General features: G+C 63.7%; 15 protein-coding genes and 1 pseudogene. 2 read left to right on the forward strand and 14 right to left on the reverse strand.

From position 1 onward, the window contains the following. The 12 genes and pseudogenes from Q8R73_RS13290 to Q8R73_RS13345 all read right to left on the reverse strand — a co-directional run. A partial coding sequence (locus tag Q8R73_RS13290; RefSeq protein ID WP_305720006.1) for an FAD-binding oxidoreductase occupies positions 1-459 on the reverse strand: 459 nt, incomplete at its 3' end. A 139-nt stretch (positions 460-598) separates the two neighbouring features. Further along, entirely contained in the window at positions 599-1102 is a 504-nt protein-coding gene (gene paaD, locus Q8R73_RS13295; protein ID WP_305720007.1) for a 1,2-phenylacetyl-CoA epoxidase subunit PaaD, read from the reverse strand. Beyond that, positions 1096-1872, reverse strand: a complete 777-nt coding sequence (gene paaC, locus Q8R73_RS13300) for a 1,2-phenylacetyl-CoA epoxidase subunit PaaC (RefSeq protein ID WP_305720008.1) — start codon at positions 1870-1872, stop codon at positions 1096-1098. The genes paaD and paaC overlap by 7 nt, the downstream gene beginning before the upstream one ends. Before the next feature lie 155 nt (positions 1873-2027). Continuing rightward, positions 2028-2315 (reverse strand): 1,2-phenylacetyl-CoA epoxidase subunit PaaB, encoded by a 288-nt coding sequence (gene paaB / locus Q8R73_RS13305; RefSeq protein ID WP_305720009.1) that lies wholly within the window; start codon positions 2313-2315, stop codon positions 2028-2030. A 15-nt stretch (positions 2316-2330) separates the two neighbouring features. Continuing rightward, positions 2331-3323 (reverse strand): annotated as a pseudogene (paaA, locus tag Q8R73_RS13310) (1,2-phenylacetyl-CoA epoxidase subunit PaaA). Between the two features lie 70 nt (positions 3324-3393). Continuing rightward, positions 3394-4263: a phenylacetic acid degradation operon negative regulatory protein PaaX gene (gene paaX, locus Q8R73_RS13315; RefSeq protein WP_305720010.1), complete on the reverse strand. Its 870-nt coding sequence runs from the start codon at positions 4261-4263 to the stop codon at positions 3394-3396. Positions 4264-4446: 183 nt separating this feature from the next. After that, complete coding sequence (locus Q8R73_RS13320; protein ID WP_305720011.1) at positions 4447-5220, reverse strand: triacylglycerol lipase; 774 nt, start codon at positions 5218-5220, stop codon at positions 4447-4449. A 192-nt stretch (positions 5221-5412) separates the two neighbouring features. Then, positions 5413-6699 (reverse strand): DUF445 domain-containing protein, encoded by a 1287-nt coding sequence (locus Q8R73_RS13325; RefSeq protein WP_305720012.1) that lies wholly within the window; start codon positions 6697-6699, stop codon positions 5413-5415. Positions 6700-6911: 212 nt separating this feature from the next. After that, positions 6912-7388, reverse strand: a complete 477-nt coding sequence (locus Q8R73_RS13330) for a phasin family protein (RefSeq protein WP_305720013.1) — start codon at positions 7386-7388, stop codon at positions 6912-6914. A gap of 179 nt (positions 7389-7567) precedes the next feature. Further along, the gene (locus Q8R73_RS13335) at positions 7568-8164 is read right to left on the reverse strand and encodes a GNAT family N-acetyltransferase (RefSeq protein WP_305720014.1); all 597 of its coding nucleotides are present in this window, start codon (positions 8162-8164) and stop codon (positions 7568-7570) included. Then, positions 8161-9243 (reverse strand): alpha/beta fold hydrolase, encoded by a 1083-nt coding sequence (locus tag Q8R73_RS13340; RefSeq protein WP_305720015.1) that lies wholly within the window; start codon positions 9241-9243, stop codon positions 8161-8163. Before Q8R73_RS13340 ends, Q8R73_RS13335 begins: the two co-directional genes overlap by 4 nt. Beyond that, positions 9240-9620, reverse strand: coding sequence for a hypothetical protein (locus Q8R73_RS13345; protein WP_305720016.1), 381 nt, complete (start codon positions 9618-9620; stop codon positions 9240-9242). The genes Q8R73_RS13340 and Q8R73_RS13345 overlap by 4 nt, the downstream gene beginning before the upstream one ends. Positions 9621-9808: 188 nt before the next feature. Here Q8R73_RS13345 and Q8R73_RS13350 point away from each other — a divergent pair, with 188 nt between their 5' ends. Together Q8R73_RS13350 and Q8R73_RS13355 are read left to right on the forward strand one after the other, a co-directional pair. Beyond that, complete coding sequence (locus tag Q8R73_RS13350) at positions 9809-10729, forward strand: alpha/beta fold hydrolase (protein ID WP_305720017.1); 921 nt, start codon at positions 9809-9811, stop codon at positions 10727-10729. A 75-nt stretch (positions 10730-10804) separates the two neighbouring features. After that, a complete protein-coding gene (locus Q8R73_RS13355; protein ID WP_305720018.1) occupies positions 10805-12562 on the forward strand; it encodes a hypothetical protein in 1758 nt (585 codons plus the stop codon). Positions 12563-12564: 2 nt separating this feature from the next. Here Q8R73_RS13355 and Q8R73_RS13360 read toward each other — a convergent pair whose 3' ends face one another. After that, entirely contained in the window at positions 12565-13197 is a 633-nt protein-coding gene (locus Q8R73_RS13360) for a bifunctional 2-polyprenyl-6-hydroxyphenol methylase/3-demethylubiquinol 3-O-methyltransferase UbiG (protein WP_305720019.1), read from the reverse strand. Beyond that, a complete protein-coding gene (locus tag Q8R73_RS13365; protein WP_305720020.1) occupies positions 13194-14228 on the reverse strand; it encodes a bifunctional glycosyltransferase family 2/GtrA family protein in 1035 nt (344 codons plus the stop codon). The genes Q8R73_RS13360 and Q8R73_RS13365 overlap by 4 nt, the downstream gene beginning before the upstream one ends. Positions 14229-14282 lie beyond the last annotated feature (54 nt).

Below are 14282 nucleotides of genomic sequence, written 5' to 3' on the forward strand. Positions count from 1 at the left end.
ACGATTACCGTAAAACAGAAAGAATCGGCTGTCCGGCTCGCGCGCCAGCACTCCCTTCACGATCGAGAGAATCGGCGTGATGCCGGAGCCGGCGGCAAAGCCGACATAGGTCCGCGCCCCTTCAGATGCTGCAACGACGCCGAAGCGACCGGTCGGGGTCATGACGTCGAGTTGGTCGCCGGCCTTCAATTCGTCGGCGGCCCAGCTCGAGAACGCGCCGCCATCGACCTTCTTGACCGCGATGCGCAGTTCGCCGTCGTCGGGCCCGGAGCAGATCGAATAGGAGCGGCGAACTTCCTCGCCGTCCATGGTGGTGCGCAGGGTCAGGTACTGGCCGGGAACGAAATGGTAGTCGGCGATCAGGTCTGGCGGGATCGCGAACGTCATCGACACCGCGTCAACGGATTCGCGGCGCAGGTCGCTGACGGCGAGGCGATGAAAGCGGGGAGCGTGGGACATGAATACCTTTTCACGGTCGTCATCCTGAGGTGCGAGCCGCCATTTGCGGCGAGCCTCGAAGGAGGGAAACACGAACGGTCCGAGTTTGCCTCCACCCTTCGAGGCCTTCGCTGCGCTACGGCGCCTCAGGGTGACGAAACTAGTGACATTTGAAATAGTCGAACGGTTCGCGGCAGTTCCTGCAGCGCCACAGCGCCTTGCAGGAGGTCGAGCCGAATTCCGACAGCACTTCGGTATCGCCGGAGCCGCATTGCGGGCACGTCACCTGCTGTACGCCGAACAGCGCGCGGCGGGAGCCGGCTGGCTGCGGCGGCGCGATGCCGTATTCCCGTAGCTTGCGGCGGCCGTCTTCGCTCATCCAGTCGGTGGTCCAGGCCGGCGACAGCACGGTGCGCACCTTCGAGTTGCGAAAACCCTCGCGCTGTAGCGCCAGCTCGATCTCCAGCGAAATCATGTTCATCGCGGGGCAGCCGGAATAGGTCGGCGTGATCGCGACCTCGACCTGGCCATCCCGGATCGCGACCTCGCGGAGCACGCCGAGATCGGCGATGGTCAGTACCGGGATCTCCGGATCGACCACCGATGCCGCGGTGTTCCAGGCGTGTTGCCGCAGCTCGGCATCGGTGAATAGGGCGCTCACCATGCGGCCCCCGGGAACGTGCGCTGCATCGACTGCAATTCGCTGAGCAAATGCCCGAGATGCTCGCTGTGCCGGCCATCGCGGCCGCCCTGTTGCATCCATTCGCTTTTGGGCAGAGCCAGTGTCGCTTCATCGACGACATCGGTCACGGTTTTCAGCCATTGCGGACGCAGGCCGGCGGGATCGACCGATATGCCGGCGTCGATCAAGGCCCGCTCGCCGGCGTCGACAGCGAACATTTCGCCGGTAAAGGCCCAGAGATGATCGACCGCGGCCTGCGCGCGGGCGTGGCTTTCTTCCGTGCCGTCGCCGAGCCGGACCATCCATTCCGACGAATGCCGCAAATGATAGGCGCTTTCCTTTTCGGATTTCGCGGCGATCGCCGCCAGCGTCGCATCGGCGGATTTCATCATCGCGCGCCAGTACGGATCGGCGAAGGCCGCGTAGAAAAACTGCCGTACCATGGTGTGGGCAAAATCGCCGTTCGGCTGTTCCAGCAGCAAGAGATTGCGATACTGCCTGACGTCGCGCAGATAGGCGAACTTGTCCTCGTCGTTGCCTTTGCCTTCGACCCTGGCCGCATGGGAATAAAGCTCGCGCGCCTGGCCGAGCAGGTCGAGCCCCATATTGGCGAGCGCCATGTCCTCTTCCAGCATCGGCGCGTGGCCGCACCATTCCGACAAGCGGTGCCCCAGTATCAGCGCGTCGTCGGCCCGGCGCAGCGTATAGAGCACCAGCGGCGTTTCGGAGACGGAGATGGATGCGACTGCCATGTTCAGGAACCTGTGTGCACTATCGACGTCATTGCGAGGAGCGAAGCGACGAAGCAATCCATTCTTTCATTCTCTTGAGGGATGGATTGCTTCGCTGCGCTCGCAATGACGGTTTCGACAGTTGCGGACGCGACTCAGAACACTGCGCAGCGATTTCACATATGCCCGACTTCTTCCGGCACTTCGTAAAACGTCGGGTGCCGGTAGATCTTGGATTCCGCCGGCTCGAACATCATGCCCTTGTCTGCAGGGTCGGACGCGGTGATCGCGCTTGACGGCACCACCCAGACCGACAGCCCCTCGCCGCGACGGGTGTAGAGGTCGCGCGCGGCCTGCAACGCCATGGTCGCGTCGGAAGCATGCAGCGAGCCGACATGCTTGTGCGCGAGCCCGTTGCGGCTGCGGATGAAGACTTCCCAGAGCGGCGTATTCGGCGTGGCCATGATGGTCTCCCTGACTTATTCGGCGGCTTGCGCAAGTTGGCGATGCTTGCGCTTTTCGGCATAGGCCTGTGCGGCCTCGCGCACCCAGGCGCCTTCGTCATGCGCCTTGCGGCGCGCCGCCATCCGGTCGCGGTTGCAGGGGCCGTTGCCCGCCAGCACCTGCCTGAATTCGTCCCAGTCGATCGCGCTGTATTCCCAGTGCCCTTCCGCGTTCTGCTTCATGCCGGGATCGGGGATGGTCAGGCCGAGAAACTGCGCCTGCGGCACGGTGGCATCGACGAATTTCTGGCGCAGTTCGTCGTTGGAAAAACGCTTGATCTTCCATCTGGTGGAGGTGTCGCTGTGCTGGCTGGCCTGGTCGGGCGGCCCGAACATCATCAGCACCGGCCACCACCAGCGGTTCAGCGCGTCCTGCGCCATCGCCTTCTGCTCTTCGGTGCCGCGCGCCAGCGTCAGCATGATCTCGTAGCCCTGGCGCTGGTGAAAGGATTCCTCCTTGCAGACCCGGATCATCGCGCGCGCTTAGGGGCCGTAGGAGCAGCGGCACAGCGGTATCTGGTTCATGTTCGCGGCACCGTCGACCAGCCAGCCGATCACGCCGATGTCGGCCCAGGTCAGGGTCGGGTCGTTGAAGATCGAGGAATATTTCGCCTTGCCCGCCAGCATCAGATCGACCAGTTCCTCGCGCGAGGCGCCGAGCGTCTCGGCGGCGGCATAGAGATAGAGCCCGTGGCCGCATTCGTCCTGAACCTTGGCGAGCAGCGCGGCCTTGCGGCGCAGCGACGGCGCGCGGGTGATCCAGTTGCCTTCGGGGAGCATGCCGACGATCTCGGAATGGGCGTGCTGCGAGATCTGCCTTGTCAGCGTCTTGCGATAGGCCGCGGGCATCCAGTCATTGGGCTCGATGCGCTCTTCGGCATCAATCCGCGCCTGAAATGCCGCGGCGCGCGTGGCATCCTCGACATGGCGGTCATCCGCATCCGACGTGTTGAGCGCCTGCGTGTACATGGCCGTTCTCCCTGGAACGGCTCTAACATATATCAAAACATGGCAAACTCAATACATTCTTGTAACACATTTACATAGCCGCGAACCGGCGCGCCAGTTCCGCGCCGGCCGCCGGCAGCGGCCCGGAGGGGTTGCTTCCATGGCGGTCAAGCCATTGTTCCGACGCGGGAAGCACCCCGCGATAGATTTCGCCGCAGAGTTGCCGGGCGGCCCGCCCCGGCCAGTCCGCCGGCAGCAGGTCGGTCGGCAGCAAGGGGTCGCGCAGCACCACCCGCCGGTAATGATGGATCAGCAGGATGCGCGCGGTGAAGGCGTCGATATCCGACATCCGTTCGCGGCGGCCGGCCCAGCCCCGCAGCGGCTCGAACGTTTTCATGAACTTCAGATAGGCATCGGCGGTGCGATCGAGCGGCCAGCTTTCGCTGAGCAGGCGCCGACCACTGTCGTCCTCGGCGGAAACTTCCAGCCGGATGGCGGATGCGGCTTCCCGCGGGATCGGCACGCCCGACGGCGCCACCCACACGCCCGGCAGCGGACTGCCGAAGCCGGCATTCTTCAGCGCCTCGCGGGCGGCGTCGCGGTCCCCGCTATTGGCGATCAACAATAGCTCGAAGCGCCCGGTCCATTCCGGGGCTTGCGGATCGTAGATGTGCCTTGTCGCGGCATCGAAGGTCTGCCGCCCCTTCCCCGCCAGCCGGTAAAAGCTGTTGCGGCCGACCTTGTCGCGTTCGAGCCAGCCGTCGGCGGCGAGCCGCGACATTGCGGTACGCACCACGCCGCTGTCGATGTCGATCGCCGCAAAAAATTCGAGCAGCGTGCCGAGCCAGACCGAGCCGCCGCGCGGCACGATGGCGTCGCCGAACACCGTGATGGCGATGGAGCCGGTGCGCGAGGTTTCGCGCTTGAGCTGTTCGACGATGCGGGCAAGCGGCTGCGGCATGCCCCAAGGCTTAGCGCGTTTTCGAGAGTCGCGACAACGTCGGCGAGGCAGCTCTCATGGTTCGAGACGCGCGAAGGCGCGCTCCTCACCATGAGGTATCGACAGTGGGCAATCAGGTCCGGTCGTCATCCTGAGGAGCATCGCCAACGGCGATGCGTCTCGAAGGATGAGTTGTCTTCGCCCTTACCGGTGCGGATCGGGATAGACCATGCTGCGCCAGCCGCTGCGCTCGAACGGTTTCCATGTGCCTTCCGCCTGTGCCAGGCGGTCGGCCACGGCGTAGACCACGGCGGGGTTGTGTCCCATGCCGCAATGGCTGCCTTCGACCTCGATGCTTTCCGATGTCGCCGAGGCCTTTTCCATGCAGCCCTGCCACGCGCAGATGCCGTCGGTGCGGCTGAAGATCGCGGTGGTCGGGACCGGGGGCGTTTCGGCAAGGCTGCCGCCGAAGGAGTGATCCTCCTCCTCGTCGGCGCTGCGACCGCTGGCCAATTCATAGACCCGCCAGGCGTTGGTGGCCTTCGGGCTGCCCGCGAACGGGCTGCCGAGCGTGATCACCGAGCGCACGCGGTCCGGCATCATTTTGGACAGCTGACGCGCGTAGAGGCCGCCAAGGCTCCAGCCGACCAGGCTGATCTTGCGGCCATGGGTGTCGCTGAGTTCGCGCACCAGATCGACCATCGCATGCTGCACGCCGTCACGCAGGCCGAGATTGCGGCTCTGGCGCCAGCCGCTGGCGGCATAGCCCCGATTGCTCAGGAAGCTGCGCAGCGGTCGCGTCGAGGTGTCCGAAGCCATCAGCCCGGGCAGCACCAGCACCGGATGCCCGTCACCGCGGGGCGCGAGGCTGAGCAGCGGCAGCGCGCCGAGAAAGGCGCCGAACTCGTGAAGGGCGCGCCCCTCCATGAACATCAGGGTTTTGGACGGCGCGCGCAGCGCCTGGGTAGTCGCGGACATGGTAGCTCCTCTCGCAGCCGGCCCCTTACACTCTGGCAGCCGGCCAATGACCCTGGGAAGACGCAAGCTCGGCAAAATCGTTCCGCAATGCAGCATCGCTTGAACAGGTTGTGATGATTCCGTCATTGAAGCGGTTGATCGGCCTCGCGACAATAGGCGCCACAGCCAAAACGGAACCGAGTGATCATTTGGTCACAGCATCCGCAGCAGTAATTCCACGGTGTGCAGCGTCAATCCGGCGAGCCCGCCGATCAGCGCGCCGTTGAAGCGGATGTATTGCAGGTCCTTGCCGATGTTGATTTCGATCAGCGCAATCAGCTGGCCCATATCCCAGCTCTTGACCTGGTCGGAGATGAAGCTCGACACGCCGCTCTTCTGATCGGCGATGAAACTCCTGAGCACGGCGACGATGCCCTGGTTGATTTCGGCGCGCAGTTCCGGATCGGCGGCCAGTGCCTCGCCCGCCTTCACAAACATGCCGGCCAGATGCTGCTGCAGCACCTGGGTCTCGCCCGAGGCGCTACGCTCGAGAAAGGACCGCGTGTTCGACCAGATGTTGCGCGCGAGGTCGGAAAGTTCGGGACGCGCCAGCAGGTCGCGCTTCAATCCATCGAGGCGATCGGCGAAGACCCGGTCGCTGCCGAGCCGGTCGACGAACGACAGCAGCATGCGATTGAACTCGTCGCGAAACGGATGCTGCGGATCGTTCTTCACTTCCTCGAAGAACGTGGTCGCGGACGCGACGATCCGGTTCACCAGAAACCTGTCGGCACGGTAGAGTTTCAACAGCGTCGGCAATTCGCCGCGGATCTTTTCGCGGATCACCGCCATGGTTTCGGCTTGCGTCAGCGACTGATGCACCGCGCGCAGGATGTCGTCGAGCAGGCCCTGATGCCGCCCCTCCTGGACGAAACCGCGCAGCGTGCCGGCGGCAAGCGGCGCCAGATCGACTTCCTGCAGCTGGGTGGTGATCCGGCGGGTGATGAACGTCATCAGGCCGGACGTTTCCGTCGCCGACAACGCCTCCGGCAGCAGCCGCAACGCGAAGCGGGAGAGATCGTCGCTGCGCTTGCGGTCGCGCAGCCAGTCGGCGACGAAGGAGCCGAAATCGATCTGGCGCAGTTTCGCCTCGACGGGAGCGGCTTCGAGAAAATGCACCTCGATGAACTCGCCGAGCTTGTCGGCGATGCGGTGCTGGTTGCTCTGGATGATCGCGGTATGCGGAATCGGCAGGCCGAGCGGCCGCTTGAACAGCGCCACCACGGCATACCAGTCGGCAATGCCGCCGATGGTGGCGGCCTCCGCGAACGCCGCGACGAAGCCGAAGACGGGATGCACATGCAGCAGCGCCTTCGCCGCCACGAACAGCGCCAGCGTGCCGACCAGCACCAGCGTCGCCAACGCCTTGACGCGACGCAACTCGGCCGCGCGGGCGGCGTCGCCGGGGGATGCGAAGGAGAAGGCGGGGGTGGATGCCATGGCGGCTTTCGCGGTGTCGACCCGACAATAGCAGCATCCGTCATCGCAAGCGAAGCGAAGCAATCCACGGCAGCGCCAGGCTGCGGGATGGATTGCTTCGTCGCTTACGCTCCTCGCAATGACGGAGGATGCAATGATGATCTATTGACGTAACCGGCAAAAAAGAAGGCCCGCCTGAGCGGGCCTCCAAACTGTCGCTGATCGCAACGCGATCAGGCGGTCTTGGTGTAGACCTTGGAGAAGTTGTCCTGGGCGGTCCTGGCGCCATCGGCGACGAGCTTGCCGAGATATTCGCTCGAGGCCTTCGCCCGCGACACGAACACTTCGCCGCGCGCGCGGACCATGTCGGACTGGATCTGGACCGCTTCGTTGAACGACTTGGCGGAAGCCAGCTGGCCGATGCCGGCGAAGAACGCTTCGGCGTCCTGATAGAGCGCGTCCTGGATGTTGCGGCTGATCTTGGCGGCCTCGGAGACCGAACCGGCAACGGCGGTCTCGATCGCGGCGGTCACCTTCTCGGAACCGGCATGGATGTCGGCGGCGCGAACCTTGGCGGTCTCGGCCTGCTTCTTCACGAACTCACGGGCGGCTTCCGGAACTTCCATGTTCTGGAGCTTGGTGAAAGCCTCGGTGACGGGCGCGAAGGCATCCTTGACGGTGTTCAGCACGGAATTGGTTTCGGTGGTCATGGGGTCTCTCCATCCTCAGATTTGAGCTATGGGCTCACCCCGTCCGGTTGGCCCGGGGCGATCTCTGTATGACATAGTTAATGGTGCGTCGCAATATCGAATGGTGCAGTGCGATATCACAAATTCGTGATCAGCCTGCGATTTGGGCGATATGCCCGCGGAACCGGCGCCAGGCTGCCTCAGTGCTGGACAGCGCCCGGCAGCCCATAGGCTTCCAGCTGGGCCCGGACCTGCGCCACATTGTGCCCGAGTACCACGATATCGTGGTTGCGGCCGTCCTTGTCCTTCACATGGTCACGCAGCAGCGCCTCGGCCTTGAAGCCGAGTCCCTCGAAGATCGCGATGGCGCCGGATTGATCGACGGTCATCTGCACCATCAGCTTCTCCAGACCCGCGCCCAAGGCCAATGCGAAGGTCTCCTGCGACAGCGCCCGGCCGACCCCCTGGCCCCGCACATCCGATGAGACCACGTTGCGGATTTCGCCTACATGCGGCGACCACGACCAGGGATCGCGCACCAGGGTGCCGCAGCCGACCACCCTGCCCGCCTGCACCGCCAGCAGGCTGGTGATGGCGCCGCGTTCGATTTCCTTGATCCAGGCCGAGAGCACCTTGGGCTCGCTGATGTTGCGCGGCAGGAACAACAGATCATGCACCGGCAGTTTTTGCGCGAAGTCGAGCACCGCGGCCTCGTCGGCCGCCGCCATCAGGCGGAATTCGATCTCGCCGGCTTCGGTCTGCACGCGGCGCGGATAGGTTCGGGTCTCGTCGCTCATATCGATCTCTCGCATAACCATGAATCGAGTTTCGGCCACAGCCGCTTGACGGCGTTGGCGCCGGCGACGACGCTGACATGGCCGCCCTTCAGAATCACTTCTTCCTTGTCGGTCGAGCCGACCTTGGCGATCAGATGCCTGGCCGCGTCATACGGCACGATGTGATCGTGCTCGGCCACCGCGTGCAGGATCGGCACCGTGATCTTCGAGATCTCCGCCTTGCGCCCGCCGACCGACATGGTGTCGTTGAACAGCTTGTTGTCCCACATCAGGTCCTTGGTGATGGCGCGGAAATACTCGCCGGCCAGCGGCAGGGTATCGGTGCCCCAGCGATCCATCATCCGGTAGGCTTTGACGTATTCGTCGTTCCAGATGTTTTCCCACAATTGCACCTGGCTGGCGGCGCGCGAGGCCGGCCGCAGCATCTCGAACGAGGACAGGATCATTTCCGGCGGCACATTGCCGATGCTGTCGACCAGCCGGTCGACGTCGAAATAGCGGCGGTCGGAGAAATTCGAGAACAGCTTCATCTCGCGGAAATCGATCGGCGTGGTGAAGCAGATCAGGTTCTTCATCGGCCCGTCGTTGAAGATCGAGCCGTAGAGCAGCGACAGCACGCCGCCGAAGCAGTAGCCGATCACGGTGACGTCGGTCTCGCCGGAATCCTGCTGCACGCGGCGGATGCAGTCCGGGATGAAGTCGAGGACGTAGTCCTCCATTCGCAGGCTTTTTTCTTCCGGCTTCGGCGCGGTCCAGTCCAGCATGTAGACGTCGTAGCCGCGCTTCAGCAGAAACTCGATGAAGCTCTGGCCCGGCACCATGTCGAGAATGTAGCCGCGGTTGGTGGTCGCCATCACGATCAGGATCGGCACGCGGTAGATCTCGTCGGCGACCGGGCGGTAGTGATAGAGGTTCATGGTGCCGCGGACCGCCAGGATGTCCTTCGGCGTCGACCCCAGCGAGGGGCCGGACGAGGCGATGTATTCGACGCCCTTGATGCTGCGCTGGATCGCGCGCTGCACCTCGGACTGGATCCGGTCCGGGATCGATGCCAGATCGAGGCCGGCGGGCGCGTTCATTTTGGCTCTCCGGCCGACGGCGGACGTTTGGTGCGCGGCGGCCTGGGCGCGCCGGGAGTTCCGCCCGCGGCGGCGGCATGGCTGTTCATGGCGTTCAGCATCGCCTTGATCTCGTTGAGCTGGCCTTCGATCGACTGCAGCCGCTCGGCCATCTGGACCATCTGCGCCCGGCTCGGCAGGTTCATGCCGACGAGGTACTTCTCCATGAGGTCGCCGAGCTGCTTCTGCGCCCCCGCGGAGGCCCCGCCGACCTGATTGACGACCCTGGAAAATTCCGGCGACGCCATCGCCTGGTTGGCGAAGGAGTTGAACCCCTTCTCCATCTCGCCGATCATGTTCTGCCACATCGCGACCGGGTCGTTGCTCTTGTCTGCCATCGGCGCCCTCCAGCGTGATCACCGGGGGCTTCGTTGCCCCGCCTTTTCGGCCATACCACACTGTTGCGGCGGAACGGTCAACATAACGGGCGCGATTTGTCAGCCTGGCTGCCGCTCCGGAGCCTTCTGCAAGGCGGGAAACCGTGCGATAGAGTGCCCTGTTCGCTTGCCATTTCAGGGAGCTCATCGTGAATTCGCCAGCCCATCAGCCGCCGCAGATCGCGCGGGCCAACGGCATCGATATTTGTTACGAGATCTTCGGCGACGCCGCCGCGGAACCGATGCTGCTGATCATGGGGCTCGGAGCCCAGATGATCCTGTGGGACGACGAATTCTGCCGCGAGCTCGCGGCCCGCGGATTTCGCGTCATCCGCTTCGACAACCGCGACATCGGCAAGTCCGGCAGGCTGAGCGGCGGCAAGCGGCTCACCCTGCTCGAACTGCTCAAGCTCCGATTCCTGAAAATTCCGGTTGCAGCGCCCTACAAGCTCCGCGACATGGCCGAGGACACCACCGGGCTGATGGACGCCCTCGGCATCAAGTCGGCGCACATCGTCGGCGCCTCGATGGGCGGCATGATCGCCCAGGAAATCGCGATCTCGTTTCCGCAGCGGGTGCGCTCGCTCACCTCGATCATGTCGACGACGGGCAATCCGCGGGTGCCGCCGCCGACCCGCGAGGCTTCGGCGATGCTGATGGCGCCGCCGCCGACCACGAAGGAAGAATATCTCAAGCGTTTCGCGCAGACCTGGAAGGTGCTGCGGGTCGGCAGCTTTCCGCTCGACGAAGCCAAGGACCTCGAACGCGCCGAACGTACCTTCGAGCGCGGCCTCAATCCCAACGGCGTCGGCCGCCAGCTCCGCGCCATCCTGGCCTCGGGCAGCCGCAAGCAGAGGCTGCACGCCGTCAAGGCGCCGACGCTGGTGATTCACGGCACCGTCGATCCCCTGGTGCGTCCCGAGGGCGGCAAGGACACCGCGGCCTCGATCCCCGGCGCGAAGCTCCTGATGATCGAGGGCATGGGCCACGCGATACCGATCCCGATGTGGCCGCAGATCATCGACGCGATCGACAAGCATGCCCATGGCGCGGTGGCGAAGGCGGCGTAGATCGTGTTGTTTTCGTCCCGGCGGTCGCCGAACGAAAGCCCCCATTCAGCTGCGCATTGAGGAATTGCTCCCGGCATGACAGGATTTCTGGGCTTCGCGCCCATCTACGTAAATGGGTTGCTGGCGATCCTTTTCGTACTTTTCCTGCCGGGACTGGTGCTTGTCCGCGCCTTCGATATTCCCAACGTTCCACAGCGCTGGCTGGCGGTGCTGCTCGGCAGCCTGACCTTCAATCACCTCTTTGTGGTGCTGATCGCGCTGCTGCATCTGGACCCCCTCGTCAGCTATCGCGCGGCGGCGGCGGCTACGGTCGCCGCGCTGCTCGCCCTCGCCTTGAGGGATCGGCTCGCGCCGCAAGGCGATCAATCCGCCGGGGCGGGAATCGTCACCCTGCGGGATATTCGATGCGGCCTGCTCACCCTGGCTGCACTCGTGCTCGTCTATATCAACATCTGGAAACACGGTGTCCCCCACGTCTTCGGCGAAGGCGACGTATCAATCAGCTGGAACAGGTGGGCGCTGCTCTGGTCGCAAGGCCTGTTTCCAACGGGCTCCTATGGCTATCCGCAGCTGATACCGACCCTTTGGTCGGTCACCTACATCTTCACGGGCTCCACGGAACAGTATTTTGCCTACTACCTCCATATCGGACTGCTGATCTTTCCGATCGTTCTGACCGCCATGGTGCTGGGCCGTGGCGAATGGTGGAAGCCGGCGGCTCTGGTGCTGGTGTTCGCCTGGTTCGTGGCTGAAATACAGGATGGCTGGCTGCGGGCGTCGTTGCAGGAGGGCTACCCGGACTGGGGGGCCGCCATATCGGCATTATGCGGCGCGGCCCTGTTCATCGCCAATGCGCCGGATGGCCGGTTCGACAGGGACAAGATCGTCGCTGCGCTGCTCTCTCTGTGTCTGCTGACCATGGCTGCGACGACGAAGCCGCTATTCGGACTGATCGCGATCGCGGTGCTGACGGCCATCTGCATCGATGCCGCCCGAAATCTCGGCGCCCGCGACCGTAACCGGTTTCTCGCGGCAGCAGTCGGGTTGTTCCTCGCCTATATGGCAGCTTACGCGCTGGTCTATGCCAACCTCGCCGTTCGCTCGATGCCGAATTATCCGGTTTCCGACCTGTCCGACAGACTCGCGCGCGCGCTTTCGCTGTTCAACCGGAACTTCACGCTGCCGTTCCGGATCCTGGCGGTCGCCGGCCTGTTGATGAGCCCGTTCCTGCCACGGGTTCGCTGGCTCGCGCTGCCATTGTTCATCAGCATTTCGGTGTGGGCCAATACCGCCAGCTACGACCTGCGCAACGTGCTCGGCCCGCTGGCGATCTGCGCCTTCATTCCGGTGTATGCCGCGGCCCGCGCCTGGACAAGGCGCGGAGAGATTGCCGAAGGGCGACGATGGACCGTGTCGGACGCCGCCATCGCCGCCGGGCTCGCCGCGGCGGCGATCGGGTTGAGCCTGCCACTGGCGGTGAGCGACCAGACGATCAAGCAACGGTTCGCCGACGAACAGATTCGCGAAGGCTCCGGTCGCGAAATCAACGAGAAGGTGGGCGACCTGCTCCGCAGGGGCTGCACGGTACTGACCGGCAACGCCTATCTCTACACCATCTCGGCGTTCCTGCCGTTCAAGGACCAGCTGCAATACTCCACCTTCGGCGAACCGATCGGCGATCCCACCCTCGCAGCGCTCCGGGAGCCGAAGGGCTGCACCGCGATCCTGTATGTCCCCAGCCGCACCCATGCCTCGGTGCTGAATTTCATCACCGCGGGAAGCTTTACCACGGTGATCGACAGCAATGGCACGGTGCTGGCGACGTCAAACTGACGTCATCGCAATTTCCGCACCTCGACGCAGTATTGCGTAAGGATCAGCGGCCACAAAATCCGCGCCGATCTGATCTCGCCCAGGCCGGCGACCGCCCGCTCGAACTCCGGCAGCCGGAGCGGCCGTTCGTCGTGAAAGATCCAGTTGTTTGTCGCCTCGGCCAGGCCCCGCACGGCGCGATAAAGCCACGTCGGCGTCGGAAAGGTGATGATGGCCGTCCCGCCCGGCCGCAAATAATCGAAATGAGCGGCAACGGCCCTTGCGGTCCCGGCGGGATCGAAATGCTCGATCAATCCGACGCTGAACACGATATCGTACAGCCGGTCGGGCTTCGATGCCGACAACACGTCACCCAGGCCGACCGAGACACGGCCGTCGCTGGCATAGCGCGACCGCAGCAGATCGAGCCCCAACCGGTTGCTGTCGATCACGTCGTATCGCGCGGGGGCGACCTCGGCCAGAATCTGATCGATGAAACAGCTGTTGGCGCCGCCGAATTCGAGAATCGACGCCTGCGCTCCGCCATTCTTCCGCAGCAATTCCACCAGGATGGAAGCGGTATGCCTGCGGGTCAGCGAGGCCGTGCGATAGGGCCTTGCGTAATAACTGTCCCAATCGGTTTGCGCCGGTTTCAAGCTTCGTTCCATTTCCGGAAAATGAAGTCCCGCAGGAACATGAAATTGAAGATCCAGATGAAGGATTCCACCAGCGCCTTGGCCAGGAGGGGCGAATTCAAGAGGTGTCCGGTAAACTGCCCCTGCAATACCGAGGATATGTATCCGGAGAAAAACACGTAAGCGACATAGGCGACGAAGATCGAGACTCCCGCCTCGCTCTTGAAGACATATTTTCTCAACAGCAGGAATTGTATCCACAGCGCAACCGCGCGCGCGGACATATTGGCGCCGAGCAGCGCCATGCCGTTGGTCGTCAGGATGTAGAACACGAAGAAATCCGTCAGCGCCGTCGCGATGCTCGATAATGCGTAACGCAGCAGCACGAAGTAGATTCGAAACGAATCGAGCACCGGGTTGAAATGCGATCCGCTGTTGTCGTCGATGTAGACCGTCCGGATCGGTATCTCCCTGAATTTGAGGCCGGCGGATTTGGCGGCGATGATCTGTTCGGTCTCGAATTCGTAGCGGTTCGACCGGATAGCGAGATTTGATTCCATCAGCCGGCGCGGAATGCCGCGCAGGCCGGTTTGGGTGTCGGACAGCTTGATACCGATCAGAAAGCGATAGATGTAGCGCGAAACGACGTTGCCGATCCTGCTGCGAAACGGAACATCGCGCTTGAAATCCCGCGATCCAAAGATCACTTCGGTCGGCCGCTCTCGAAGCTCGTTCGCAACCCTGATGATGTCCTCTACCGCATGCTGGCCGTCGGCATCCGCCGTTACCACCCCAGCGCAATCCGGATGATTCACCAGCACATGGTTCATGCCATGCTTGAGCGCGGCGCCCTTGCCGAGATTGACGGCGTTCGTCAGGACGACGGTGTCGGATATTCGGGCGGCGCGCTGAAACAGTTCACGGTAGGCCGGGCCGCTGCCGTCATCGACCACGACGAACGGAGATGGGTCCATTTTCCGAAGCTGTTCCAGCAGCTCGCAAAACAGCACCGACGGCTGGTAGGATGGGAACAGGAAGAGGATCGCCGACATGGCGGACTTCTACCGACGCGATCTCGCGGGGTAAAGTGGCTTCGTCGTCCCGTC

The sequence above is a fragment of the Bradyrhizobium sp. genome (assembly GCF_030697065.1).
Classification (GTDB): Bacteria; Pseudomonadota; Alphaproteobacteria; order Rhizobiales; family Xanthobacteraceae; genus Bradyrhizobium.

What these genes read in the sequence shown, in the direction of transcription:
- paaD (WP_305720007.1), bottom strand. Translation starts at nt 1,102, where the DNA reads ATGGTGAGCGCCCTATTCACCGATGCCGAGCTGCGGCAACACGCCTGG.
- paaC (WP_305720008.1), bottom strand. Translation starts at nt 1,872, where the DNA reads ATGGCAGTCGCATCCATCTCCGTCTCCGAAACGCCGCTGGTGCTCTAT.
- paaB (WP_305720009.1), bottom strand. Translation starts at nt 2,315, where the DNA reads ATGGCCACGCCGAATACGCCGCTCTGGGAAGTCTTCATCCGCAGCCGC.
- paaX (WP_305720010.1), bottom strand. Translation starts at nt 4,263, where the DNA reads ATGCCGCAGCCGCTTGCCCGCATCGTCGAACAGCTCAAGCGCGAAACC.
- Q8R73_RS13320 (WP_305720011.1), bottom strand. Translation starts at nt 5,220, where the DNA reads ATGTCCGCGACTACCCAGGCGCTGCGCGCGCCGTCCAAAACCCTGATG.
- Q8R73_RS13325 (WP_305720012.1), bottom strand. Translation starts at nt 6,699, where the DNA reads ATGGCATCCACCCCCGCCTTCTCCTTCGCATCCCCCGGCGACGCCGCC.
- Q8R73_RS13330 (WP_305720013.1), bottom strand. Translation starts at nt 7,388, where the DNA reads ATGACCACCGAAACCAATTCCGTGCTGAACACCGTCAAGGATGCCTTC.
- Q8R73_RS13335 (WP_305720014.1), bottom strand. Translation starts at nt 8,164, where the DNA reads ATGAGCGACGAGACCCGAACCTATCCGCGCCGCGTGCAGACCGAAGCC.
- Q8R73_RS13340 (WP_305720015.1), bottom strand. Translation starts at nt 9,243, where the DNA reads ATGAACGCGCCCGCCGGCCTCGATCTGGCATCGATCCCGGACCGGATC.
- Q8R73_RS13345 (WP_305720016.1), bottom strand. Translation starts at nt 9,620, where the DNA reads ATGGCAGACAAGAGCAACGACCCGGTCGCGATGTGGCAGAACATGATC.
- Q8R73_RS13355 (WP_305720018.1), top strand. Translation starts at nt 10,805, where the DNA reads ATGACAGGATTTCTGGGCTTCGCGCCCATCTACGTAAATGGGTTGCTG.
- Q8R73_RS13365 (WP_305720020.1), bottom strand. Translation starts at nt 14,228, where the DNA reads ATGTCGGCGATCCTCTTCCTGTTCCCATCCTACCAGCCGTCGGTGCTG.